We start from the raw sequence: 23217 nt of genomic DNA, 5'->3' as shown, positions 1-23217 counted from the left end.
GCTCGTCGTGATTACACTTAGTCCGTTTTGGAATAAATCCGTCGCGGAGCATCGGCCACGGCTGCCACCTCCCGGCCGCACGCAACAGGGCACACCCCATGGATCGATTCCAGGAGCTGACCGCCTTCGCGGCGGTTGTCGAGGCCGGCGGTTTCTCGGCCGCCGCCCGCCGCATCGGCGAATCCCAGTCGGCGGTCAGCAAGTCCGTCGGCGCGCTGGAGCGGAGGCTGGGCGCGCAGCTGCTCAACCGCACCACGCGCAGCGTGACCCCGACGGAGGCCGGGAGGCGGTACCACGAGCGCATCAAGCCGCTGCTGGACGAGATGTCGCAGGTGGACGGCGAGCTCATGAGCAGCATGGGGGAGCTTTCGGGACTGGTGCGGATCGCGGCGTCGACCACCTTCGGCCGCCTCCACGTGCTGCCCATCGTGCCGCGACTGCTGGCGCTGCATCCGAAGCTCCGCTTGGAGCTCAAGCTCACGGATGGCGTGCAGGACCTGCTGACCGAGGGCATCGACCTAGCCATCCGCATCAGCCCGCTGCGCAGCCCCGACGCCGTGGTCAAGCGCGTGGCCACCACGTCGCTGGTCTGTGTGGGGTCGCGCTACTACTTCGAGCGGCACGGGGTGCCGAAGACGCCCGAGGACCTCGTGCACCACAACTGCATCGTCTATAACGGCATCGACCAGTGGACGTTCAGCCGGCCCGAGGGGCCGTTCAGCGTGCGCGTAGGCGGAAACCTCGCCTCCAACACCGTCGACACGATCCTGTCGGCAGTGCAGGCCGGCGTGGGCATCGGGATGTTCTACCGGGCTTCGTTCACCGATGACCTGCGCGCGGCGGGCGTCGTGACAGTGCTAGATCAGTTCATCGGCGAAACCCGGGATGTCAGCCTCATCTGGCCCAACCGAAAGTTCATTCCGGCACGCGTGCGCCAGGTGACCGACTACTTCGCGGCCGGTCTAGCGGAACGCGTCTGAAAAAGCACTCGACAGTCGACTTCCGGTCGTAAGCGCTACAGCCCAATGACTGGGTCATTCCACGGTGCGGCGGGAAGCTTGGCGACTCGATCGCTGTTCGACGTCAGTCACGCAGCGCGCGCGGGGTGGCCTCTAACGCGTCGAGCGCGATAGCCCGGCTCGCCGCGTCCGTATGCCCGGGGGCCAGAGTATGTTCAACGTGGCCAGTGGCCGACAGCGGCGCAATCGATTGTCTCGAACGTCACGCCGTGGCTGGCCGGCGCCGCTTGGAACGCGTGCCACCGCACGGCGTCCCGTAGGCGCAGCACGAGATGGACGGCGCCGTCGCCGCCCTGCAAGATCAGGGCATCTTGGAAGTGCGCCAGACCCCGGCGGATCTCGGACGCTAGCGCCCGGCCGTGGTCGCGTGCGCGGCGATCAAGCACTCACACATGTGGCCGCCGAGCTCTAGAACCATTGATTTTGGATCGAGGCGCCAAATTTCACTGCCCTGAAGCGGCCGTTGCCGGGAGTCTGCTCCTGGCCGAATGCCGTCAACGTATCTGAGGCTCCATCGGTACAAAGCCGAAGTTCAATACCCCGCAAAGTCGTCGTCGGTCAGATGATCCGAGAGGCGTTCATAAGCTACCCCATAGATACAGCGACTTCTGTTCAGCAATCGCCTGTTTAGCGAGTCTTTGAAGATCCAGCACCACAGGTCGCAGTTCCGCCACATCCACTTGAAGCTCCTCGGTGTCGGCCCATCGGGGGAGTGCAGCATCAAGCGCCGAGTGTTCGACGTGAGTAAGAAGTTGGACTAGCCGATCTGGGAACCGGAAGAGCCAGGAGTCCCCTTCATCGCCGCCCTCGTCACTTTCCAACGCGTGCAGGTCAGCATCCCATTCCTTCCCTTCTCAGGATTGCCCACAAAGTGCCTACTTCAAGGTCGGTGAAGCCTTTGTACTCAGCCGGGCGCAATTGCAATGCAATGGCCTTGCCCTGGTCATCTTCGCTCATCCGGTCCGCATAGCGCGCGGCTTCTCCTTCATTCGCGACGAAGAAGTCGGAAAGTAATCCCATTGCATTCCTCCTATGTTTCTATGCTGCCACTGAGCTGCGTAACGCGGATTTAGATGACTAGACCGCTTCCGAGGGTGTCTGGCTCCGACGCCAAGTGACCGGTCCTGGCCGTATGCCGCCTCGTTCAGCGAATTTCGATGCGGCCATCTGCACAACGTACTACCTCAGCACGCCATTCGGGCTTGTCTATTCCATCGTTGCTCTGGATACCAAAGGTCTCGACTTCGCCAGTTTCCGAAAGTGGGTCGCAGGTCCACCAAGCCGACTCATAGGGCGTGTCGCCACGTTCGTGCTCGTATTCGATCGCGACCGGTTCGGAAACTGCGACGGCAATTTGTCGAAGCCATGTAAGGAAATCCAGATTCCACTTTCCGAGGTAGCCCTCCTTTTCGCCATCGCGGAGGTCGGCTTCGTGCAATACAGGACGAGCGTTCTCCGTACGCCAAAGTAGTTCATCAGAATCCGGTGGTTTATGTGTATGCCCGTAGACGTCTTCGAGCAACAAGGCGGACTTCGCGTCGATGAGCAGAAGTTGCTCACTCACCTTCGCAACGCTCAAGGCGTCGCGAAGCGATGCGCAAAGCAAGAGATACTGCGCGGTCTTTCCGCCGGCGGGAACCGAGAGCAGAACGTCAATTGGCATGAGGTAGATGCATGGGAGGAACGACCGCCTTGGAGCAAATTTGAGGGCCCGAATGACTGGTCTTGGCCGACTGTAGCCGGTCGCGCGGCCGCCGCAGTGGGGCCCGAAGCGGCGATTGGGCCGAGACCTGTCAGGCTGTCGCATCACGCCAGAGCAGTTGAAGATCTTCAGGCATACCTGAATACGGCGTTGTCATATCCAGATCGTTAAGAGCCGACGGCGGCTCGCCAGCCACGATGCTGCTATGCATTCGCAACAAATGCAGGAGGCTTTCCGCCGCCCACGCGTTATTCGGCATCGCGTCGCCACCGTATTTCGCTCGGATGATCACGCCAGCACGAGCGGCGGCAGTCCAAAACGTCTGTCGATGTTCGTCCGACAGCCCGCGTATGTCGAACTCACAGAAGGGTGCAGTTCGGTCGGAGAGGTCCTCCAACCATGTGCGTAGCCTCTTGTGCTGTTCGGGAATTTCGCGAGCGATTAGGACCAGCATGCCGCAGTAGCCTAGATTGGAACGGTTCAGTGCCCGCCCATCTTCGAGATACATCAAGGATGACAAATTGCCCCTCCAAACTTCTGCTCTTGGCCGATTCAAGACTTGAAGATCATCGCTTCAAAGTCGTGAAGTCCTTGGGCCGCCCGAACTATCTCTCCGCTTCGATACAGGCCGAGCGCCTCGTCGAGCACGCTCTCCAAATCGTTGATGCGCGGCAAGTCGGGAGCGTCAGCCATGACCAACTTGACTCCGTGGCGCAGTTCAGCAAACGCCCGATCCAGCGTCATTTGCTGATCGGCCGTAAGGTAGTCCCTGACCGGAAAATTGTCCGGTGCGCAAAGCACGACATAGCCGATGAAGTTGTAGAGACCGTTGATGTCTCGAATCCAAGCCATCGATTTCTTTCAAGCCGTGAGTGTGAATGTCCGGTTCTGGCCGGATTCAGACTCACGCCGACAGGCCCCGGCAGGCCCAAATCCGATCCGCAAAAATTGATTCAGAAGTCAAGGCGATCCTCGGCCCTCCTTGAGGGCGCAAAGCGCTCCTTGTGCGTTCGCATAAGCGTCGCACAGGGTAGCACTACCGCCAGATAGGCTCTCTCCTTTTCAACCTGCGGACTCAGCAACGATGCAACATCGTAGAGGGAGCAGAAGTCGACCCCATCGCAGGAGAAGTGGTGGCAGATCATCTCGCGCAAGGCGAACTCACGCAGCGATCGAGGCTGGCGGTGCGAATCGATCACCGTGCCTTCGGCAAGTGCCGGCAGTTGCAAGCCGTGTGATTGGTAGTAGTAGTCGATGATGTGCGTCACCGCCCTGAGCTTGGCCACGACGACAGCCTTCGCCTGTTCAAACTGTGGGGTACCTAGCTCTAGGTACTCGTTCCAAGGGGAATAGCACGGCATGTGGGTGATTGGTGTGGTGAAGAACTTCTGAAGGCATTCGCCGAATTCCTTCGATGTCCTCTTGTGGCCGAAAGTGGCTTGTGGCTGTATTTTGCCGCTCTAGCGGCGAAGCAGGCGAGAGAGGCCACGGCCGCGTCGGCGGGGATCCTTGCGTTTAGTTCGACGATCGATCGCAAGCTGCGCATTCTGCGTGGCCGCGTTCTCGAATGTTCCATGGCGTTCCGCACAGGCAGCCGGACATGACCCTTTAAGGAGCGCAGCTGTTTCGATAAGTCGTCTTATCGCAACAGCAGCTTGGACGCGCTCGATCTTTCAATCTGGAGACGAGCCGCGAAGTCGGCGGCTGAAAATGGTTTCCACTGGAAATCCTTCAGCAAATCAACAACTTAGAACAGCTTTTCGCCCATCAGCTTGAGCTCACGTGAAGTCGGGAACACATTCCTGAACTTTCCGGGACAGTTCTGCGCATAGACGGCGGGGGCTGCTCGACACCGCCATGATCGATGCCGGCACGCGACTCAGATCGTACTGAAGGCCGATGCCGTGCGCATCCGCACTCAGGCCGCCGCGGATGGCGTGGGCCACAGCGTACTGCCGTGTTCGGCGCCGTCGAAAATGATTGACGCCGGGACGATCGACGTGCGCAAGGTGCAGGACCTGACGGTCACCTGGTCACTGCTGCACGTTTGCAACGTCGCATCGCCCCCCAGCGTCGTCGCGCCCGTCGACATCACTGCCTGCGCCGCAAGATGCGCACCGGATGACGGCCGCTGGCCCTGCGTCACCGTCCTGCATGACGGGGGCCGGGCCGCATCGAAATGAGGTCACCGTTCTGGCGGATGTCACTGTCCAGATCCGCTAGCCAGTGAATCCGCTTCACATAGGCCAGGAAGCGGGCAAACGCAGCTTCATCTGACGCGGGAATCGGCACCGGCTGGCCCTTCGTGTTGATCATGCACGGCGTCAGTTCGACGACCGGGTCGTGACCCGCCCGAAGCCCGACATGGGCCACCACCGTCATCCGCGACTCCTCATGGAAGGGCACGGTCGAGTAACCCTCGCGCGAGAAAATGCCGTACTCGCCGTAAATCTCGATGGTCTCGCGCACCGCGGCGGGCGACGCGATCTTCTCGATGTCCACGAGGTCGAATGCGAAGTTGCCGAGCCCGTGCAGGATGGGCTTGCCCTTGTGGAAGTCCACGCCCTTGAGAATGTGCTGGTGGTGCCCCAACACGACGTCCGCCCCATGGTCGATGGCGAGCCGCGCCAGGATGCCTTCGTACTCCGCCAAGCTGGCGGGAAAGCAGTGCACGCCCCAGTGAAAACTTGCCACGACGAAGTCCGCGTCCTTCTTCGCGGCCTCGAAGCTGCGGGCCACACGCGCCGCGGCCGCTCCGGTCGGCCGTGACCGCACATGCGGCGGGCTGCCGGGTTGCCGGTGCAGGTCGTGGTACTCCGTCTCGATCTCCAGCATGGCAACGCCGTCGCCATCGGCCGTGGCCGCAGCGTTCCACGAACCGATCATTGATGCGGCGACGAAGGCCACCCGCTTGCCGTCGGATGTCACATGGACCGGGGCAAAAGCTTTGTCCAGGTTGCGTCCATAACCGACGGGCTGGATGCCCTTGCGGCGCAGCCGTTCGACGCTGGACTGCATGCCCGCGCGGCCCCAGTCGTTGATGTGGTTGTTAGCTACCGACATGACGTCGAACCCGGTCTGCGCCAGCGCGTTGATGTTGTCGGGCGACGCGATGATCGCGGCCATCATGTGCGCGTCAGGTGTCTGGTTGACCGCGTAGGTGCCTTCCGAATTGCCGAAGGTGATGTCTCCTGCCTTCAGGAGCTCGCCGACGTGGACGAACGACTCCGCCGGGTTGTCGCGGTTCAGGAAGACATCGCCGACGGCAACGAGGCGAACCAGCCCCGAGGTCTGCTGCGGGCCGTCCGTCATGCGTCCGCCCGTTGCGCCCAAGGGCGGGCCATCCGGTCACCCTGCTCGAAGCGGCGGATGTCATCTTCGGCCTGGAGTGTGAGCGCCACCTCGTCCGTCCCGTCGATCAGCCGCTGCCTGTGCGCCGGGTCGATCTCGAAGGGAAACCACAGGCCCGTGCTGAGGGCAATCCGCTGCGCCTGCAGGTCGATGGCGGCGTCAACCGGCTCCTGAGAGCCTGCGATGGCCTCGTGGACACTGTCCAGGTCGGCTTGGGAAAGCATGATGGGCAGGATGCCGTTCTTCAAACAGTTGCTGTAGAAGATGTCGCCATATGAACTTGCGACCATGACGCGCACACCGAGGCCGGCCAGCGCATAGACCGCACCTTCGCGCGAGCTGCCGCAGCCGAAGTTGCGGCCGGCCACGATCACGCTGGCGCCGCGCCCTTTGGAGGTGTTCAGCGGGAAATCCGCGCGCTCATTGCCTTGTTCGTCGTAGCGCAGCGCATTGAAGGCGCAGCGCCCGAGCTCGCTGCGCGGCACGCTCAGCAACTGCTGCATCGGGATGATCACGTCGGTGTCGATGTTGTCCAGCGGCAGGCTGGCCGCGCGGCCGAAATGGCGAAGGAATGGGACGGTCATGGCAGTGCATCCATCAGGGGTCGGGGATCGGCGATCTTCCCGGCCAGCGCCGAGGCGGCGGCCGTCGCCGGGCTGGCCAAGTGGGTCCGCGCGCCGGGGCCCTGTCGGCCCACGAAGTTGCGGTTGGAGGTGGACACGCAGCGCTCGCCCGCAGGCACGGTGTCGCCGTTGGTGCCCACGCACATGGAACAGCCGGGCTTGCGCCACTGGAACCCGGCCTCGCGAAAGATCGCGTCGAGCCCCTCCGCCTCGGCCTGCCGCTGCACCGCCTGCGATCCCGGCACCACCCAGGCCCTCACACCGCTGGCCACCTTGCCCTTGCGGGCAATGCCGGCGGCGATGCGCAGGTCCTCGATGCGGCTGTTCGTGCATGAGCCGATGAAGACGTGCTGGATCGGCGTGGCCTCCAGCTTCTGCCCCGGCTTGACGTCCATGTAAGCGCGCGACGCCTCCAGTTCGCTGCCGCCGGGGACGGCTGCGTCGATCGCCATCCCATGCTGGACGCTGGTTCCCCACGTGATCTGCGGCAGCAGGCCGGACACGTCGAACTCGACTTCCTTGTTGTAGACCGCGCCCTCGTCGGGCCGCAGCGCGCGCCATGCCTCGACGGCGGCGTCCCACATGTCGCCCACCGGCGCCGACCTCGCCCCCGCGAGGTAGCTGAAGGTGGTCTCGTCGGGCACGACGTAGCCGATGCGGGCGCCAAGTTCAACCGCCATGTTGCAAAGCGTCGCGCGCTCCTCGATGGACATGCGGTCCACAGCCTCGCCCTCGAAGGCCAGCGCATGCTCGCGGCCGAAGTCTGCCTGCAGGCTGGCGATCAGAGCCAGCGCGATGTCCTTTGCAAATACGCCCGCGCCGGTTCGCCCGATCAGGCGGACCCTGGCCTGGTGCGGCTTTTTCGCCCAGATCGCCTGCGTGGCCAGCACGTGCGCCACCTCGGTGGAGCCGATGCCCAACGCCAGCGCGCCGACCGCGCCGTGGGTCGTCGTGTGGCTGTCACCGCAGACCACCAGCAGCCCGGGCAAGGTCAGGCCGTCTTCCAGCGCGGTGACATGGACGATGCCCTGCCGTCCCGACTCGCGGCCGAGATGCTGGATCGAGGCCTGCGCGGACAACTGCTTCAGCGGTTCCACGAACCGGCGGTTGGCCGGCAGCGTTACCGCCTCGCCGTTGGGCTCGGTTTCGATCATGTGATCGGGAATGGCCACGCTCAGGTCGGGTCGCCGGATGGGGCGGCGCGCCGCCTGCAAGTCCTCCAGGCCGAGCGTGCCGCTCAGGTCTGTCAGGTAGTGGCGGTCCACGAAGAGCAGGTCCAGGCCATCGGCCGAGGACTTGATTCTGTGCGCGTTCCAAATCTTGTCCAGTGTGGTGGATGGCATGTGGCTATCCATTGGTTGTGGTGGCCGCCGTCACATCCGGCAACCGGTAGTCCCTGAGCTGCTCGCGCAGCCTCGTCTTGAGCATCTTCCCGGTCGCGCCGAGCGGGATCGACTCGACGAACACCACGTCGTCGGGCACCTGCCACTTCGCCACCGTCTTGCCGCGGTAGAAGTCCAGCAGTTCCTCCTTTGCGAGCTGCGCGCCGGGGCGCACCACGACCGCGATGATCGGCCGCTCGTCCCACTTGGGATGGGACACGCCGATGCAGGCGGCCATGGCCACGGCAGGGTGCGCCACGGCGATGTTCTCGATGTCGATGGAGCTGATCCATTCGCCGCCGGACTTGATCACGTCCTTGCTGCGATCGGTGATCTGAAGGTAGCCGTCGGCGTCGATGGCGGCCACGTCACCCGTGGGAAACCAGCCGGCGCCGTCCGCGTCCCTGACCAGCGGGTTACCGCCCTCACCCTTGAAGTATTCGCGCACGATCCACGGGCCGCGCACCAGCAGGTCGCCGCAGGCCTTGCCGTCCCAGGGCAAGTCCTCGCCCTGTTCGCCGACGATCTTCATCTGCACGCCGAACAGCGCACGCCCCTGCTTTTGCAAAACCGCCAGTTGTTGCTCGGCCGGCCACGCGAGGTGCTTCTTCTTCAGCGTGCACACCGTGCCCAGCGGGCTCATCTCGGTCATCCCCCAGCCGTGCAACACCTCGACGCCGTAGCGCTCCCTGAAGGCGCGCAGCATGCTCGGCGGGCAGGCCGCACCGCCGATCACGGTGCGGTTCAGCGCGGTGAAGCGCAGTCCGCCGGCCTCCATGTGGGCCAGCAGCATCTGCCACACGGTCGGCACGCCGGCGGCAAAGGTAACGCCTTCGCCCTCGATCAGGTCATGGACGGACTTGCCGTCCAGCGCCGGGCCCGGAAACACGAGCTTGCAGCCGGTCAGCGCGCCCGCATAGGGAATGCCCCAGGCGTTGACATGGAACATCGGAACGACCGGCAGGACCGAGTCGCACGACGAGATGCCCATGGCGTCAGGCAGCGCCGCGGCGTAAGCGTGCAGCAGGGTGGAGCGGTGGCTGTACAGCGCCGCCTTCGGATTGCCGGTGGTGCCGCTGGTGTAGCACATGCTCGACGCCGTGTTCTCGTCGAACACGGGCCAGTCGTAGCGGTCGCTACATGCGTCGATCCAGGCTTCATAGCTGAGGAGGCCGGGTATGCCGCTGTCCTGGGGCAGCCTGTCCGCATCGCACAGAGCGATCCACTGCCTCACCGAGGGGCAGCGCGCATGCACCGCATGTACCAGCGGCAGGAAGCTCAGATCGAAGCACAGCACCTCGTCTTCGGCATGGTTGATGATCCAGGCCACCTGGTCGGGATGCAGCCTTGGGTTGAGCGTGTGCAGCACCCGGCCCGCGCCGCTGACGCCGTAATACAGCTCCAGGTGGCGGTAGCCGTTCCAGGCGATGGTGCCGACGCGGCCGGAGAGCGCGACACCGGCCGCGTCCAGCGCGTTGGCGACCTGCCGCGAGCGGCGGGCGACTTCAGCCCAGCTGGTCCTGTGGATGTCGCCCTCCACCCGTCGCGAGACGATCTCGCCGTCTCCGTGATGCCGCTCGGCAAACATGATCAGGCTTGATATCAGCAGGGGCTGTTTTGCGATCAGCCCAAGAAGCGCCGGCCCGCTCATTCCACGCCTTTCAGGCCAAACTCGTTCAGGTGCCCCGAGGGCAGCTGCTCGAAGCCAGGATCAGGTGGCAGCTCGAGGCCGAACCAGCGCCTGAGCACGCCGGAGATCAGCTCGTAGCAGGCGCCGATGCGCACGACCTGCAGGGTGTCGAAGTTGATCAGCGTCCCGGCGCGCCGGTAGGTGTGGTAGCGGCGCAGGCCGTAGTCGATCGTGATGTCGGCAATGGCCTTGATCTCCGGCGGAATGTCGTCCACCGAAAAGCGCGGCCCGGTGCCGGTCAGGTTGGCGGACGAGCCGAACAACGGCACCACCTCCTCGCGGCTCAGGCGCGACAGTTCCTTGTGGAACGGGCCCGCATTCAGCAGGATGCCGATGGTGCCGACGGCCGAGCTGGCGCGCATGCCTTCGTCGCCGAGCTTCTGCAGCAGCGGATGGCCGGCGCGGAAGCTGCCGATCACGCCCACGGGCAGGTCGTGGTCTGCCACCAGCGCCTCCACCATCTGCTGCGCGCGCGGGCTCAGCCGCTGCAGCTCACGCTGGGTCTCGAGGTCCGCGCCCATGGCATTGCGCTTGTGGCTGCCGCGCTGCTTGGTGTCGTAGATCCTCTGCAGCGGGTCCATCGACGAGCCGCAGCAGGCATAGCCGGTGTCGTTCGGCACAATGGCGATGCCGCCGGCCTTGATGATGTCCATGGTGCGCCGGGCGTCGCCAGCGATGTCGATGCTGTTCATGTCGCCTGCCCTTTCAGCTGTAGCTGACTTCCTTGAATGCGAACTCCTGCAGGTGGCCCGAGGCATTGACCTCGCGCCCCGGGTCCTTTGCCAGGGTGACGTTGAAATGCCGCTGCAGCACGTCGCAGATCAGCTCGTAGCAGGAGCCGATGCGCAGGCACTCGACCTCGCCGGTCGCAAAGCTGAGCGTGGTAGCCGAGCGCTGGTAGTGGTGGTACTTGCGCAGGCCGTAGTCGATGATGACGTCGGCAATCGCGCGCAGCTCGGGCTGGATGTCTTCCACCCGGAACTTCGGGCCGGTGCCGGTCACGTTGGCCGACGAGCCGAACACGGGCAGCTCGGCTTCGCGGCAGAGCCGGCAGACTTCCTCAAACAGCGGCCCGGCATTGAGCAGCAGGCCCACCGTGCCGTGGCCGGTGCTGGCCTCGATGAGGCGCGGATCGACCTTGGCCATGAGCGGATGGTCCTTGCGGTAAGGCGCGGCCACGCCGACGGTCAGGTTGTAGTCCTGCGTCAGCATCTCGACCATGTCCTGCGAGTGCTGGTCGAGCACGTGCAGTTCGCGCTGCGTGGCCATGGAAGCCAGCATCGCGTTGCGCTTATGCCCGCCGCGCTTCTTGGCCAGGAAGATGCGGTGCACGGCGTCATACGTTCCGCCCATCAGCGCATAGCCCGCGTCGTTGGGGATGATGGCGATGCCGCCACTCCTGAGGGTGTCGAAGATGCGACGGGCATCGCCCTTGATGTCAAGTCTGGTCATGGTGATTCCTTGGGTTATTCGAGGGGGTGGCGTTTGACGAGCGCGCCGAGGCGGTCGCCCTCGGCCTTGACTTGGCGGCGAATTCGTCGGGCGTGCTGACCAGCGGCTCGGCGCCCGCGGCAACGATGGCAGTGCGCCACGTCCGGCGCCTTTACCGCCTCGCGCAGGGCCGCCACCAGGCCCTGCGCCGCGTCGGGCGGCAGGCCCCGCGGCGCGAAGACAGGCCGGAACCAGTTGACGGACCGGTACTGGGCAAAGCCCGCCTCAGCCGTGGTGGCGACGTCGGGCAACGCAACGGCGCGCCTATCCCCCCGTCGTGGCGATGAAGCGCAAGGCACCCGTCTTGTGGTGGGGCAGCGCCGCGGCAATGCCGGTGAACGCCATGTCGACGTTGTTGGCGATCATGTCGGTCACGATGGCGGCCGTGCCCCGGTAGTTGACGATGACCGTGCTGTCCAGCTTCTCTTCCGAGACGAACTGGCGCGACATGATGCGCGACTGGTTGTCGGTCGTGGCGACCGAGCAGCGCTGGCCGGGTCGGCGGCAGTACTCGACGAATTCGGCGAGCGATTTCGCCGGCAGCTTGCCGCTGATCACCACCGCATTGGAAGCCTGCGCCACCGCCGTGATGGGCTGCAGCTGGCTGACAGGATCGACGCCCTTCAGGCCCGGCGTGTACCGGGTCAGCACGATGGCCGGCACCTGCATCAGCAGCGTGGTGCCGTCGGGCTTCGCGTCGATGACCTTGCGGGTGCCGATGAGGCCGTCCGCGCCCGGCAGGTTCTCGATGACCACCGGCTGGCCCCAGATCACCGAAAGCTGTTTGGAGACGGCGCGCGCCACGCTGTCGGTGCCGCCGCCCGGCGTGTAGGGCACGACCAGGGTGACGGCGCGGTTGGGCTTCCAGGGCGCGGGCGTCGCCGCCGCTGCGGCCAGGGACATGCACAGGAGCGCCAGTGCTGCCGGAGTCCGGAGGGTTCTGCGTGTCATCTCAGCGCCCCATCGTTTCGCCGGCATTGAAGCGGGTGCGCAGTGCGTCCCACTCGTCGGCACCGAATCGCCGGAACGTCTCGGCGACGCCGCGGGTGATGGTGGGCGGCATCTGGGGTCGCCTTGAGCTGGGCGAGCGCGGCGTCGGCCGCTTCCATGGCCGCGACGAGCACCAGCCCTGGCAGGATGGCCAATTTGTAGCCCATGGCCCCGGCCTCGCGCAGGTTGATGTTGGGCGTGCGGCCGCCCGGCACCACGTTCAGCAGACAGGGCCCCTGCACCCGCCTGGGCACCTCGGCCATTTCCTCCAGCGACTGCGTGGCTTCGACGAAGGCGATGTCGGCGCCGGCCTGCAGCGCGGCATTGGCCCGCCAAATCGCCTCGTCCAGGTCCATCATGGCGCGTGCGTCGGTGCGGGCAATGATCACGAAGTCAGGCGTGCGCCGCGCCTCGACCGCGGCGCGAATCTTGGAGACGAATTCCTCGCGCGAAATGACCTGCTTGCCGTCCAGGTGGCCGCAGCGCTTAGGGCTGACCTGGTCCTCGATGTGGATCGCCGCCACGCCGCGCGACTCGTACTCGCGCACCGTGCGGGTCACGTTCAGCTCGTTGCCGTAGCCGGTGTCGGGATCGGCGATCAGCGGGATGTTGATCGAGCGCGCCATCACGGCCCGCGTTCTCCACCATTTCGCTCATCGTGAGCAAGCCGAAATCGGGGTAGCCGCGGGCCGCAGACGCGTGCCGGCGCCGGTCATGTAGACGGCGCCGAAGCCGGCCTGCTCGATCTGCCGCGCGCCGATGCCGTCGTAGGCGCCGGGGGCGATGACGAGGCCGGGCGCGGCAAGCTGCTGGCGCAATGTTGGGTTGGTCTTCAAAGGTTTTCTCCGTTTGGCGGTACGCCGGTTATTCGCTCAGGTGCAGGCCATTGGCCACGATCAGCGCCTTCCACTTCTGCAGCTCGTTTTTGAAGACCAACTTCGTCGCGGCGGGCGGCTGGTACGCCACGTTCGAATCCGCCGGTCTCCAGCAGCGTGATGGTTGCGGCGTCCTGCGTGACCTGCTGCAGGGCGGCGGTCAGCTGCGCCTCGATGGCAGCCGGCAGGCCGGGCGGCGCGACAATGGCCGAGCGGTAGATCGAATTGATCTGCGGGTAGCCCGCTTCCGCCATGGTGGGCACGTTGGGCATCAGCGCGATCCGCTTGGGCGACGTGATCGCCAGCGCGCGGACACTGCCGGCCTTGACGTGGCTCAGCACGCCCGTGGTCGCGGGGAAAGCGAAGGCCACGCGGCCCGACATGAGGTCGGGCAGCAGCGCGCCGGTGCCCTTGTACGGAACGTCGGTCAGGTCCGCGGCGATGAGGCTCTTGAACTGCTCGCCGAGCAGGTGGGGCAGGCTGCCCACGCCGCTGGTGGCAGTAGCTCACCGTGCCCGGATGGGCCTTGATGTGGCTGACCAGTTCGGCGACCGTGTTGACTGGAAGGCTGGGCGGCGTGCACAGCACCAGCGGCAGGCCGCCCGGGCTTCCGATGAAAGTGAATGCCTGCGGGTCGTAGTTGATCTTGCGGGTGGCCGGCCCGATGGACAACGCACCGTCGTCGGTCAGGTGGAGGGTGTACCCGTCGGCAGGCGACTTCGCCACCAAGTCGGCCGCGAGCATGCCGCTGGCGCCGGGCCTGTAGCTCCATGATCACCGGCTGCTTGAGCAGTTTCTGCATGCCCTCGGCCAGCAGCCGCGCCGTCGTGTCGCCGGCGCCGCCGGGGCCGTAGCCGATCACCAGCTTGATGGGCCTGCTGGGCCAGGCGGCCGGTTGTGCGAAGGCCGGCAGGGCCAACGCTGACAGCGCCGCCTGGGCCGAGGAAGTCACCGGCGGCCCGCCGATGCGGGGCGTTGGGTCAGGTTCTTCGACATGTCATGCTCCTTGTGCGGTCGGTTACTTCATCAGGCGGTTGGCGCTCATCCACGCCTGGATGCGGGCGGCGACCTGGTCGGAGTTGCGGTCCATCATCACCATGTGCGAGTTGCCCTTGATGCCGTTGGCCGGCAGGTCCAGCAGGTCGGCCACGCCGCCCTGGGCCAGCAATGCGGCGCGGTAGCGATCGGGCGCGGTGCGCAGCCTGGCCCAGCCCTCGTTGCCGGCCAGGTTGTCTCCCCCACACGAACAGGTGCGGTACACCCTTGACGGCGGTGAGGTTTACGGCGGCCGGGTCGGGCGCGCCACCCGGCTCCACCGCGACGATGCCCTGACCTTGCCCGGCGCGTTCAGCGAAGCCTGCATGGCAAAGGCCGAGCCCTGGCTGTGCACAACGATCACGCATGGGCAGACCTTGGCCACCAGCGCGTCGTAGGCGGCTTGGGTCGCGGCGTTGTTGGTGGCCCAGCGCGGCACGGCCTGCTTGGCAAACTGGTCGAAGGCCTCCACCGGGAACTGCCCACCTGGGTAAGCCACCCGCTGCGCCGGATCCTCGCTGTAGCCGGCGCCGATGCGGAAGCCTTCCCAGGCTTCCTGCTTGGGCCGGAAAAACGGTTCGCTGGTGGTGCATCTCGGGGTAGCGTGACCAGGATGCGCGCCCGCGCTCGACCGCGTCGGACACATAGACGTCGTGCCCCGCCTGGAGGAAGTACTGCTGCCAGCCGGGTGCGCCGTCCGGCTTGGTCTCCCAGGTCACGCCCGTGAGGCCGCCGCCATGCCACATCAGCAGCGGATAGCGGGCGCGCGGCGCGGCCAGCCCTCACGTATCTGCACCGTAGAGCTGGCCGGTTTCGAACTCGCCGTTGGGGTTGACCTTCATCACTGGCGCGCTGGGCGTCAGGCGGAGCTCGCGTTCGGCGCAGGCCCGACAGCGCGACCTGCGTCCCGCCGGCATGGAAGCTGCCGACTTCGCTGACCTGAAAGCCGCCCGTCGTGGCGCAGCCGCCAACGAGGGCCGCCGCTGCCAGCAGCATGACGCTTGCGAACGACCTTTCCATCTACTGCTCCTTGTCTCCCGACGACGGGCTGTGAAATTCGCCCGCCCGAATCTGTTGTTGTCATATTGTTATTACAACATAAACTTGAGTCAAGGGGCGAAGCACATGCCTTATGCTGTTTCTTTCAACAGCACCGGCCATGACCCCTTCCCCACTCGAGCACAACGCCACGCCCGCCCCGTTCTCCAAGGGGACTTCGCTGCACAGGCAACTCTTCCTCGTACTGAGGGAGGAAATTTCGCGGGGCGTTTCGGTGACACCGGCGCGCTGCCCAAGGAGGAGGCGCTGTGCGAACGCTTCGGCGTGTCGCGCATCACTGTGCGGCGTGCGCTCGCCGACCTGGCCGCGCTCGGGCTGGTGGAGCGCCGCCATGGGCGCGGCACTTTCGTGCGTCAGGACCGCGTGCCGGTGGCGCGTCCCAACCCCAGCCTGGGGCTGATCGACAGCCTGCGCCAGACGGCCAGCGGCACCGACGTCCAGGTTCTGCTGGTGGAACGCGCCGAGGCACCGGCTGATGTCGCGGCCATGCTGCAGCTGGCCGCGGGCGAGAAGGCCGTGCATGCCCTGCGCTTGCGTAGCGTCAGCGGCATACCCGTCATGCTGAGCGACGCCTGGGTGCCCGCGCAACTGGGCAAACAGGTCACGATGGCGTCACTGCGTAAGCACGCGCTCTACGAGATCCTGCTGGCGCAAGGCGTGAAGTTCGGCCGGGTGATCCAGGAAATCTCGGCCGACATCAGCGCACCCCACGCGAAGCCGGCTGCTGCAGACCGAAGTGGGCGTGCCGCTGCTAAAGGTAGTGCGCGTGATCCACGACCCTAAGGGCCGGCCGATTCAGTTCATCACCGTCAGCATGACGCCCGAGCGCAGCCGGATCCTCATGGACTTTGCTGGCGATGCCGTCAACACGCTAAGCGCCGGGTACTTCATGCACGACATCCGGCCTCCACGCCAGTAGGCCGCAAGCTCGAGCGCCTCTCGAGCAAACGCACCGCCGCCGGCGGCGAGGGTTCGTCGCCGCTGCCCCAGGCGCGCATGCGAAGTAAGCGCAAGGATGTCGAGAGTACAAAGCACGATGACTCGGCGCCCTTCGGACTGCATGAGCACCTGGAGCAGCAACCCAATCCCGATCCAGGAAATTCGCAGGCGCCAAGCGGAAAGCCACGATGGGTTTCCCTGCCTTCGCGCGGCAGCGACTGCACAGGGCGCACTGCCACCTTTCCCCCCATCACGATGACTGGGCAAGCAGCGGTCAATCGCCTGCGCGTGACCGCCTGAGCTGCTGAGATCCGTCCGCGCAACGGTTCGAGCGAGCTTTCTCGATCCTCAAGCGATAGCACGAACGCGGCCGAGCTGTTGCACACGCTGCGCATCCTTTCGACGACGCCGAACGATTCGCCCGTTCACCCCTGAAGCTGATCGAGCGACTGCACGTAGATCGCCGCCTCCGCGGGACTCATCGCATCCTCGAGCTGGGCGAGTTCGAGTTTTTCGCAATCGTGCGAGACCCATTCGAAAAGATGCGACGCCGGCATTCGGTCCATGCTCGACGCATCGCTCCACGAACTCAGCCTCGCATCAGCGCTCTCCAGGAGCATTTGCAGATCGAGCGCTCTTGAAACACGCAATGCCGCCATGTCGGCGGCGGCCAGGCCCTCGCGGCATCGAGCCCAGAGCCGCTCGCACTCCTTCACTCGCCGACAGATTCCCGCGAGTTCGCTGCTCGATGGCGACGCGCGACCGCAGCGCTCGCGCAGGCGCTGGAATTCGCAAAGGGTGTGCGCATAGCTTAGCTGCTGCAAGAGCAGCAAGGCATGGGTCAAGCGGCGCTCCGTGGGCACAACGATCAAGCCGGGCCTGCACGATGCGGCCGCACCGCATGCAGTTGCGTGGCCCGCCCGGTCCCCTCACCGATTGCGCTCGCGTTCCTTCGATTCCGAGGACGGCACCGGCCGCGCCGACGATCCCTGGGCGCTGCGCCCATTGTCCGAAGGAGCGGTGTCCTGAGGATTGGCGCGCGTCAACCCGCCGTTCGGACCGCCGCCGGGTGGACGGTTCTGGCCGGTGCGCGCCTCGGCGGGACCGTGCTCGCTGCTCAATGGCTCGGTGCCGCGTCCCGTGTCGACGCGCGGGCCCGAGGCGCCCTGGGCCTTGGGCGTGGAATTTCCCGCGGCAGGAGCGACCGATCCCTTGGGATTTCCGGTGGACGATTGCTGTGCTCCTGCGAAAGGAGTCACAAGAACCAGCGAGAGTGAAAGAAGCGCAAGCGGCTTTCGAATGTACATGGCGGGCCTCCAGAAAAGAGATCGATTCTTGAAGCTTGCGATGGCATGGACGTAGGACAAGCGCGTTCCTGCTCGCGAATAAGAAAGCCAAGAAAGCCGAGGGGACCTCGATGCACGGCAATATATTCAGTCTCGCATCGCCAGCTTCACGAGTTCAGCCCTTGCCGGCCTCGTCCGTCCGCTCGGCATTGGTGGTGCCGCGCGATCCCTTGAGATGGAGTTCGATGTCCGAGGCGTTCGAGCCGACGGCGCGGATGGCTTCCTCGACCTGCCCGTGCGTGGCGTCGAGCTTGCGGGCCAGTTGATCGATGTCCGAGGCGCTCTTCGGGTTGGTGGTCTGGGATTGCGGATTCGTTGATGGCATGGTGTCTCCTGTGGGTAAAGATGGATGAAAAGTCCTGCCGAGCAGCCTTCTAGGCCTGTCCCTGACCGTCGCCCGTGCGGTCATGAACCCACCGCATGGCTTACTGCTGGCCGTGCCGTAGCGCTTCTTCGGCGCTCGCATAGGGATCGGCGTCCTGCGGCAGCCGGGTTGCCTGGTCGGGCTGCGCCATCCAGTCCACCGCGACCTGGTATTGCCCGCGCGGGTCCGGCTCGAGCACCAGCCGGAACGCGTGGCCGCTGTAGACAAAAGCATGTTCGTTGGTCATTCGGATCTCCAGGAAGTCGGGACTTGCAGCCGTGCTACCGCGGCATCGCGACGGTCACCACGTCGAAGGGAAGCACGGCCGGCGGGCTTTCTGGCGATCGAGCTGCCCGTTGACCACCATCAGGCCGGACGGGACCACGGCCGCCGTGGTCGGATAGCGCAGGCGCGTGTCGGTGATGCGTTGCGTGACGCGACCCGCACTCCAGTCGGGCGCAAGTTCCACGCGCACGAGCTCATGGTGCGCATTGCGGACCACGTAGAGATCGTTGCCACCGGCGAGCACGAGCCCATCGCCGTCCGTGAGTTCGCCGCCGTCCACGCGCAGCTGCGAGACCGCGCGCGAGCGGGTATCGATGCGCCAGAGCTGGCCGGTCGCGAGCTGGATCGACAGCAGGTAGCGACCATCGGGCGACGCGACGATGCCGTTGATGTTGATCTTGTTCGGCAGGTAGCGCAGCGGCGTCGACGACAGATCGAGCCACGGCTCCAGCGTCGCGCGCGCACCGGCGCCGGTGCGCACCCCGGTAGATCACCGGGCGGAACGAGTCGGTGATGTAGGCCGAGCCATCGCGTGCGATGACGAGGTCGTTGAGGAAGCTCGGCATGTCCTGCGGTGCCTTGGCCACGGCCAGCGTGCTCCCGTCGGTCACGTTGACCGCGGCCAGCGTGCCGCCGGGTCCGCCCGCGATCCACAGGCGTCCGCTGCCATCGAACTTCATGCCGAATGCGCCCTGCCGCCCCACGGCACCACCGGCCTGCACCAGCTCGGCCTTCGCGCCGCTTTGCCTGATGCGGAACAGGTCGCCATTGGTACTCGATCCAACGAAGGCGTCGCCGGTGCGCGGATCGATCGCGATGCCTTCCGGGAAGACCTACGCGCCTTCGAGGGTGGCACGCGCGTGAACGGCGGTCGGCGCCGTGGCCTCGATCACGCCGTACAGCACCCGCGCGCCGGAGTTGCCCGCGGGGTCGCTGGTGTAGTCGTCGGGATCCGCATGGACGACGACACTGCGGCCGATCACCGACGTCGGCGCTCGGTCCAGCGAGAGGTTCGTGTTGAGGTAGCGCAGCACCGCGCGACCGCCGGCGTCCGCTTGGAGGGCCGGCAGCTCGCCGGCATGCGCATGGGCCTTGTCGTCGCCCGGTCGCCCATGGTTGCGCGAGTTGCCGGGATCGAAGTGGCCGCCGGCGGCGCCGAAATCGACGACCCGGCCGGTCGCTGCGTCGGGCCCGGGTGCGCACTCGCCATGCGCGTGCACATGGAAGCCGTGCACGCCGTGCGCGAGCCCTTCGACGCTGGCGTTGAGGACCACCGCGGTGCCTCCGCCAGCCGGCGCAGCGGCACGATGCCGGCCTGTTTGCCCGATGGCGTGAGAAGCCGGCGCCGATGCCAGCGGCGCCGCATCGGGCTGTGATGCGCCGGCACCGCCCCTGCAGCGAACCCGGTGTGCTGGCGCCGGGCATCGCGGCATGGCATGGTCGTGCGAAGGGTTGGGAGGACCGCCGCACGCGCCGTGCAGGGCCACAGCGCACACGGCGATCGGGCAGAGAAGGTGTCGGGTGTTCATGGTCGGCTCCTCAGCGGGCGTAGCTCACGCGATAGATCACGCCGTTCTAGTCCTCGGCGATCAGCAGGGAACCGTCGGCCGCCACGGCCAGGCCGGAGAGCCGTCCGAACTGTGCCGGCCGGGCCGCCTTCGCCTGTTCGGCGGCCGGTCCGGCGCCCGGTTGGCGCAGGTGGGCCGGCGCGGCGGGCATCAGCCATCCGGTAACGAAGTCCTCGATCGACTGCGGCTTGCCCGCCGCGTCGAAGCACACCCGCACCACCTCGTAGCCGCTGGGCTATCCCCGGTTCCACGATCCGCGCATCGCGACGAAGGCGCTGTGGCGGTACTCTGCGGGAAACTGGCTGCCGCCGTAGAAGACCATCCCGACGGGCGCGGAGTGCGCCGTGGTCATGAGCGCCGGCGCCTCGGTGGTCGGGCAGAAGTCGGCGCGCGTCGATCCTTCCGGGTCGTTCTGCTGCTTCATGTCGACCTGCCTGTCACCCCAGCAGAACGGCCACCCGTAGTGCCGGTTCGGCCGGATCGCGTTGAGTTCCTCGGGCGGCACGTCGTCGCCACGGTCGTCCGAGCCGTGGTCGAAGCCGTAGAGCGTGCCATCGACCGGACTGAAGGCGAAGCCCAGCGTGTTGCGAAGCCCGCGCGCGTATACGCTGCGCGCGCTGCCGTCGGGCCGCATGCGCAGGACCGTCGCGGCCTCGGGATTGGTCTCCACGCAGTTGTTGCACTGCGAGCCCACGGTCACGTACAGGAAGCCGTCGGGACCGGAAGCCAGCGTGCGGTAGGGATGCTGCGATCCGTCGGGGCAGGTCATCGAGAAGAACCCGCGGCAGGGCCAGCGAGCCGTCAGGCTGCACATCGGCGACCAGCACCTTCTTGTCGCTGGCCATAAAACAGCTTGCCGTCCTTGAGCAGCAGCCCATGCACGTTCTTGATGTTCTGCGCCACGATCTGCTGCGCGTCGATCTTTCCGTCGCGATCGGTGTCGCGCAGCAGCAGCACATCGGCCTGCCTGGGGCGGCTCGCATAGACGTCGCCGTTGGGCGCCACCTGCAGCCAGCGCACATGCTGCATGTCCTTGGCGTACACATTGACCTTGAAGCCAGGAGGCAGCTTCAGCTGCAAGAGCAGCAATTCATCAAACTTGACCGGCGAAGGTTCGAGCATCACGGTGGACACCGTGTTGGGGCCGTCGCCCGGTGGCAGCTGCGCCGATGCGTCCGCAGCATGAAGGTGCCCAGTGCGAGGACTGTGCGAAAGAGAGAAGCTGCGTGCATGAGGAGGCCCCGTGAGTGATCGCCTCGGCAAGCGAGGAGGCGGGTGGGGCCGGCGACGCGCGAGGTTCGCCTGAGCGGACGTAGGACGCTCGGCCAATGCTGGCTCGGGAGGGGCGATGAGGGGGAACGGCTCGACCTTGACCGATCAACTGCGTGAGCAGCGCCGGCTTAGTCCGGTATGAACTTGGAAAGCACTAGGGCCGCGGCGTGAAGTCGCTCAACTTGGTTGACGGGGAGCTCCTCGCTAATGACATCGAAATGGCACACAGTACCAGTTGCCTCGCCTTGAGCGTTGAAGTCGGCACGCCGAAGTAGGCGAGCATCACCCCCTGGTAAGGATGTCCATTCAGTCGCAAGTCCGAATCCGAATTTGCGGTCAGGAAACTCGCGTCTCGCAGGACATATTGACAGAAGCTCGAAGCGACGGGAACCTGCGCAAGAAAATCGGGACGCGGCTCGCCGAGCTTGTCAGCAAGCTCAACATGACCATCGCATCGTTGACCGCTCGATACACAGCCGTATAGCGGTGAGACACACCGCTGTTGAGCAAAGCGAGCGCCGCGCTTAGTCCCTCTATCGTGCACCGCTCATCAAAGTCGCGTGCGAATTCCTCGTAGGCGTGAGCATGCTTCTGCTGTAGCAGCAGCGCATAGAGCCTCTCGATCTCGTGCTCCCAGAGCAGTTCCGGCCGCGATGAGCAGTTGGTCCGCCGCGAGCAAATCCTGCGGATCGAACACCTCGCTCTGGGGTCGGGTACGGGCGCACCGCAAAACCCGCCTGCCGTAAGGCCTGCTCCATCTCGAAATGCGACATCTCCGCCATGCGGCAAGCTTAGCTGAAAGGTGAGGCCATTCTGCGAACGGAGCACCCGCAGAAAGCACCGTGAAAGTACACGTCAGCGAAAGCCCAAGGCCTTCATGGCGGGACTGAGCGCTTGTCTAGCCTTCCAGTAGCCGGCCCAGGGGTCAGTCCGTTGAAACGACAGATGCTCGCGCGCGGTGCGGACGTCCCATTGCGCACCGCTTTTCAGGCCTTCCAGGTCCTCCCAGGCAATCGGCATAAGACGCCCAGCCCCGGACGCGCGCGCACAGAAAAAGCCGAAGCCGTCGTTGCGCCATGCCCGTTGCGGAGGTAGTCGACGAACAGCTTCCGACACGGTCGAGGGTCCGCTTTTTGCGACGAATCGCGATGGGATCGTCTTGGCCAGGTGCTGAACTGCCGCCTGCGAGAAGCTCTTCACCACTTCGTACTCGTAGCGAGGCGCTGGGGCACCACAACGTGCAATCCTTTGCCCCCGGATGTCTTCAACCATGCCTGAAGGCCGAGCTCGCCTAGCAGCGCGCGCACGAGGATCGCGGCCTCTTGCACGTGCTGCCAAGCCGTTCCTTCGCCGGGATCCAGATCGAGGATCATGCGATCAGGCTTGTTGATCGTTCGGGCGACCGAGTTCCAGGTATGAAACTCGATGACATTCATCTGAGCGGCACCGAGCAACGCTTTCTCGTTTGAGATCTCCAGCAAGGCAGCGTGCCCGGGCCACAACGACTCGGGCAGTTCCGTGATGCCAGGGACTCCGATCTTTTCTCCATGCTTTTGAAAAAAGAGCTGTCCCTTTACACCGGCAGGGCCTCGCACCAAGAACAGGGCCGGCCCTTGAGGTGCGGCAGGATGAACTCGGCCACTGACTCGTAGTAACGGACCAGGTCCAGCTTGGTGACGCCTGTGGATTCGTCGATGATCCGTTCCGCGTGGCTGACCGTGACGCCGCCGGCAGAGGCCCCTGGCGCGCTTACCGCTGGCTTTTGCTGGCGCCGCATCTACCGCCTTGGCCGTCTCGCGCGTGATCGAGGTGGCCGATTTGTCAGAGCGCATGCCGACGAAAGAAGCATGCCGCACCTGCCCATCGGGCGTCCACTCGGCAAAGCTGACCTCCGCGATTTGCGTCGGCCGGACCCATCGCTCGGAACCTGCCTTGCGCTTGGACCAGCGTCCAGGAGCTGCTCGTGCGACATCGAAAGGCGGTGCCTCAACCTGAAGGCGAGCCAGGCGCCGACGAATGTCGGCCGACTCTTCCACGCCCAACCGGTTCCGACACTTCCCGCGGATACGAGCTGGCCGCTCTCGTCGTGCACGCCCAGCAGCAGGCTGCCCACTTGGGCAGCGTTGTCCGAGCGATCGACAAAACCGCACACTACAAACTCCTGCCGCAGCTTGCACTTGAGCTTGAGCCAGGTTTCCGTACGACGGGAGACATAGGGTGCATCCG

General features: G+C 65.4%; 31 protein-coding genes and 3 pseudogenes. 4 read left to right on the top strand and 30 right to left on the bottom strand.

Annotated elements, in window-relative coordinates:
- Positions 1 to 98: 98 nt before the first annotated feature.
- Positions 99 to 980 (top strand): LysR family transcriptional regulator, encoded by an 882-nt coding sequence (locus ACHMXE_RS07280; protein WP_203208073.1) that lies wholly within the window; start codon positions 99 to 101, stop codon positions 978 to 980.
- An 870-nt stretch (positions 981 to 1850) separates the two neighbouring features.
- Here ACHMXE_RS07280 and ACHMXE_RS07275 read toward each other — a convergent pair.
- From ACHMXE_RS07275 to ACHMXE_RS07255, 5 genes are all read right to left on the bottom strand, one after another.
- Positions 1851 to 2039 (bottom strand): hypothetical protein, encoded by a 189-nt coding sequence (locus tag ACHMXE_RS07275; RefSeq protein WP_395345169.1) that lies wholly within the window; start codon positions 2037 to 2039, stop codon positions 1851 to 1853.
- Between the two features lie 124 nt (positions 2040 to 2163).
- Positions 2164 to 2682: a hypothetical protein gene (locus ACHMXE_RS07270; protein ID WP_203208075.1), complete on the bottom strand. Its 519-nt coding sequence runs from the start codon at positions 2680 to 2682 to the stop codon at positions 2164 to 2166.
- 130 nt (positions 2683 to 2812) lie between these two features.
- On the bottom strand, positions 2813 to 3229 hold the full coding sequence (locus ACHMXE_RS07265; RefSeq protein WP_395345167.1) for a hypothetical protein: 417 nt from the start codon (positions 3227 to 3229) through the stop codon (positions 2813 to 2815).
- A 44-nt stretch (positions 3230 to 3273) separates the two neighbouring features.
- A complete protein-coding gene (locus tag ACHMXE_RS07260) occupies positions 3274 to 3573 on the bottom strand; it encodes a hypothetical protein (protein WP_203208077.1) in 300 nt (99 codons plus the stop codon).
- Positions 3574 to 3674: 101 nt separating this feature from the next.
- A complete protein-coding gene (locus ACHMXE_RS07255) occupies positions 3675 to 4082 on the bottom strand; it encodes a hypothetical protein (protein WP_203208078.1) in 408 nt (135 codons plus the stop codon).
- Between the two features lie 543 nt (positions 4083 to 4625).
- Between ACHMXE_RS07255 and ACHMXE_RS07250 the strand changes: the two genes are divergently transcribed.
- On the top strand, positions 4626 to 4904 hold the full coding sequence (locus tag ACHMXE_RS07250) for a hypothetical protein (RefSeq protein ID WP_203208079.1): 279 nt from the start codon (positions 4626 to 4628) through the stop codon (positions 4902 to 4904).
- Here the strand turns inward: ACHMXE_RS07250 and ACHMXE_RS07245 are convergent.
- From ACHMXE_RS07245 to ACHMXE_RS07180, 14 genes and pseudogenes are all read right to left on the bottom strand, one after another.
- On the bottom strand, positions 4864 to 6033 hold the full coding sequence (locus ACHMXE_RS07245) for a CapA family protein (RefSeq protein ID WP_395345164.1): 1170 nt from the start codon (positions 6031 to 6033) through the stop codon (positions 4864 to 4866). The genes ACHMXE_RS07250 and ACHMXE_RS07245 overlap by 41 nt on opposite strands.
- The gene (leuD, locus tag ACHMXE_RS07240) at positions 6030 to 6656 is read right to left on the bottom strand and encodes a 3-isopropylmalate dehydratase small subunit (RefSeq protein ID WP_395345162.1); all 627 of its coding nucleotides are present in this window, start codon (positions 6654 to 6656) and stop codon (positions 6030 to 6032) included. The genes ACHMXE_RS07245 and leuD overlap by 4 nt, the downstream gene beginning before the upstream one ends.
- Complete coding sequence (locus ACHMXE_RS07235) at positions 6653 to 8038, bottom strand: 3-isopropylmalate dehydratase large subunit (RefSeq protein ID WP_395345160.1); 1386 nt, start codon at positions 8036 to 8038, stop codon at positions 6653 to 6655. The genes leuD and ACHMXE_RS07235 overlap by 4 nt, the downstream gene beginning before the upstream one ends.
- 4 nt (positions 8039 to 8042) lie before the next feature.
- Positions 8043 to 9728 (bottom strand): 3-(methylthio)propionyl-CoA ligase, encoded by a 1686-nt coding sequence (locus ACHMXE_RS07230; RefSeq protein WP_395345158.1) that lies wholly within the window; start codon positions 9726 to 9728, stop codon positions 8043 to 8045.
- The gene (locus tag ACHMXE_RS07225; RefSeq protein ID WP_395345156.1) at positions 9725 to 10459 is read right to left on the bottom strand and encodes a Sua5/YciO/YrdC/YwlC family protein; all 735 of its coding nucleotides are present in this window, start codon (positions 10457 to 10459) and stop codon (positions 9725 to 9727) included. Before ACHMXE_RS07225 ends, ACHMXE_RS07230 begins: the two co-directional genes overlap by 4 nt.
- Positions 10460 to 10472: 13 nt before the next feature.
- Positions 10473 to 11219 (bottom strand): Sua5/YciO/YrdC/YwlC family protein, encoded by a 747-nt coding sequence (locus tag ACHMXE_RS07220; protein WP_395345154.1) that lies wholly within the window; start codon positions 11217 to 11219, stop codon positions 10473 to 10475.
- A 14-nt stretch (positions 11220 to 11233) separates the two neighbouring features.
- Entirely contained in the window at positions 11234 to 11509 is a 276-nt protein-coding gene (locus ACHMXE_RS07215) for a hypothetical protein (protein WP_395345152.1), read from the bottom strand.
- A 13-nt stretch (positions 11510 to 11522) separates the two neighbouring features.
- Entirely contained in the window at positions 11523 to 12161 is a 639-nt protein-coding gene (locus tag ACHMXE_RS07210; protein ID WP_395345150.1) for a Bug family tripartite tricarboxylate transporter substrate binding protein, read from the bottom strand.
- 44 nt (positions 12162 to 12205) lie between these two features.
- Positions 12206 to 12874 carry an oxaloacetate decarboxylase gene (locus ACHMXE_RS07205; RefSeq protein WP_395345148.1) on the bottom strand — a complete coding sequence of 223 codons (669 nt, stop codon included), beginning with the start codon at positions 12872 to 12874 and terminating at the stop codon, positions 12206 to 12208.
- Between the two features lie 27 nt (positions 12875 to 12901).
- The gene (locus ACHMXE_RS07200; protein WP_395345146.1) at positions 12902 to 13084 is read right to left on the bottom strand and encodes a hypothetical protein; all 183 of its coding nucleotides are present in this window, start codon (positions 13082 to 13084) and stop codon (positions 12902 to 12904) included.
- Positions 13081 to 13611, bottom strand: a complete 531-nt coding sequence (locus ACHMXE_RS07195; RefSeq protein ID WP_395345144.1) for a tripartite tricarboxylate transporter substrate-binding protein — start codon at positions 13609 to 13611, stop codon at positions 13081 to 13083. The genes ACHMXE_RS07200 and ACHMXE_RS07195 overlap by 4 nt, the downstream gene beginning before the upstream one ends.
- 73 nt (positions 13612 to 13684) lie before the next feature.
- A pseudogene (locus ACHMXE_RS07190) lies at positions 13685 to 13867 on the bottom strand (tripartite tricarboxylate transporter substrate binding protein); the annotation flags it as partial.
- A 274-nt stretch (positions 13868 to 14141) separates the two neighbouring features.
- Complete coding sequence (locus ACHMXE_RS07185; RefSeq protein WP_395345142.1) at positions 14142 to 14384, bottom strand: hypothetical protein; 243 nt, start codon at positions 14382 to 14384, stop codon at positions 14142 to 14144.
- Positions 14385 to 14402: 18 nt separating this feature from the next.
- Positions 14403 to 14630, bottom strand: a complete 228-nt coding sequence (locus ACHMXE_RS07180; protein WP_395345140.1) for a hypothetical protein — start codon at positions 14628 to 14630, stop codon at positions 14403 to 14405.
- A 359-nt stretch (positions 14631 to 14989) separates the two neighbouring features.
- Here ACHMXE_RS07180 and ACHMXE_RS07175 point away from each other — a divergent pair, with 359 nt between their 5' ends.
- Entirely contained in the window at positions 14990 to 16000 is a 1011-nt protein-coding gene (locus tag ACHMXE_RS07175) for a GntR family transcriptional regulator (protein WP_395345138.1), read from the top strand.
- A complete protein-coding gene (locus tag ACHMXE_RS07170) occupies positions 15984 to 16136 on the top strand; it encodes a hypothetical protein (RefSeq protein ID WP_395345136.1) in 153 nt (50 codons plus the stop codon). The genes ACHMXE_RS07175 and ACHMXE_RS07170 overlap by 17 nt, the downstream gene beginning before the upstream one ends.
- 445 nt (positions 16137 to 16581) lie before the next feature.
- Here the strand turns inward: ACHMXE_RS07170 and ACHMXE_RS07165 are convergent, their stop codons facing one another.
- From ACHMXE_RS07165 to ACHMXE_RS07115, 11 genes and pseudogenes are all read right to left on the bottom strand, one after another.
- Positions 16582 to 17001, bottom strand: coding sequence for a hypothetical protein (locus tag ACHMXE_RS07165; protein WP_395345134.1), 420 nt, complete (start codon positions 16999 to 17001; stop codon positions 16582 to 16584).
- Between the two features lie 84 nt (positions 17002 to 17085).
- Positions 17086 to 17523, bottom strand: a complete 438-nt coding sequence (locus ACHMXE_RS07160; protein WP_395345132.1) for a hypothetical protein — start codon at positions 17521 to 17523, stop codon at positions 17086 to 17088.
- Between the two features lie 94 nt (positions 17524 to 17617).
- On the bottom strand, positions 17618 to 17827 hold the full coding sequence (locus ACHMXE_RS07155; protein WP_395345130.1) for a DUF3606 domain-containing protein: 210 nt from the start codon (positions 17825 to 17827) through the stop codon (positions 17618 to 17620).
- A 100-nt stretch (positions 17828 to 17927) separates the two neighbouring features.
- Positions 17928 to 18113 (bottom strand): hypothetical protein, encoded by a 186-nt coding sequence (locus tag ACHMXE_RS07150; RefSeq protein WP_395345128.1) that lies wholly within the window; start codon positions 18111 to 18113, stop codon positions 17928 to 17930.
- Between the two features lie 54 nt (positions 18114 to 18167).
- Entirely contained in the window at positions 18168 to 18632 is a 465-nt protein-coding gene (locus ACHMXE_RS07145) for a hypothetical protein (protein ID WP_395345126.1), read from the bottom strand.
- 352 nt (positions 18633 to 18984) lie between these two features.
- Positions 18985 to 19425 carry a superoxide dismutase family protein gene (locus ACHMXE_RS07140; RefSeq protein ID WP_395345124.1) on the bottom strand — a complete coding sequence of 147 codons (441 nt, stop codon included), beginning with the start codon at positions 19423 to 19425 and terminating at the stop codon, positions 18985 to 18987.
- A 301-nt stretch (positions 19426 to 19726) separates the two neighbouring features.
- Positions 19727 to 19930, bottom strand: a complete 204-nt coding sequence (locus tag ACHMXE_RS07135) for a hypothetical protein (protein ID WP_395345122.1) — start codon at positions 19928 to 19930, stop codon at positions 19727 to 19729.
- Between the two features lie 24 nt (positions 19931 to 19954).
- Positions 19955 to 20488 (bottom strand): PQQ-dependent sugar dehydrogenase, encoded by a 534-nt coding sequence (locus ACHMXE_RS07130; protein WP_395345120.1) that lies wholly within the window; start codon positions 20486 to 20488, stop codon positions 19955 to 19957.
- A gap of 32 nt (positions 20489 to 20520) precedes the next feature.
- Positions 20521 to 20844, bottom strand: a complete 324-nt coding sequence (locus ACHMXE_RS07125) for a hypothetical protein (RefSeq protein ID WP_395345118.1) — start codon at positions 20842 to 20844, stop codon at positions 20521 to 20523.
- Positions 20845 to 21977: 1133 nt separating this feature from the next.
- Positions 21978 to 22768 (bottom strand): annotated as a pseudogene (locus ACHMXE_RS07120) (hypothetical protein).
- Between the two features lie 100 nt (positions 22769 to 22868).
- Positions 22869 to 23027, bottom strand: a pseudogene (locus tag ACHMXE_RS07115) (hypothetical protein); the annotation flags it as partial.
- Positions 23028 to 23217 lie beyond the last annotated feature (190 nt).

This window comes from Variovorax sp. UC122_21, from assembly GCF_044056785.1.
In the GTDB taxonomy this organism is placed as follows: Bacteria; Pseudomonadota; Gammaproteobacteria; order Burkholderiales; family Burkholderiaceae_C; genus Variovorax.
This window is presented reverse-complemented; position numbering and strand designations above follow the sequence as displayed.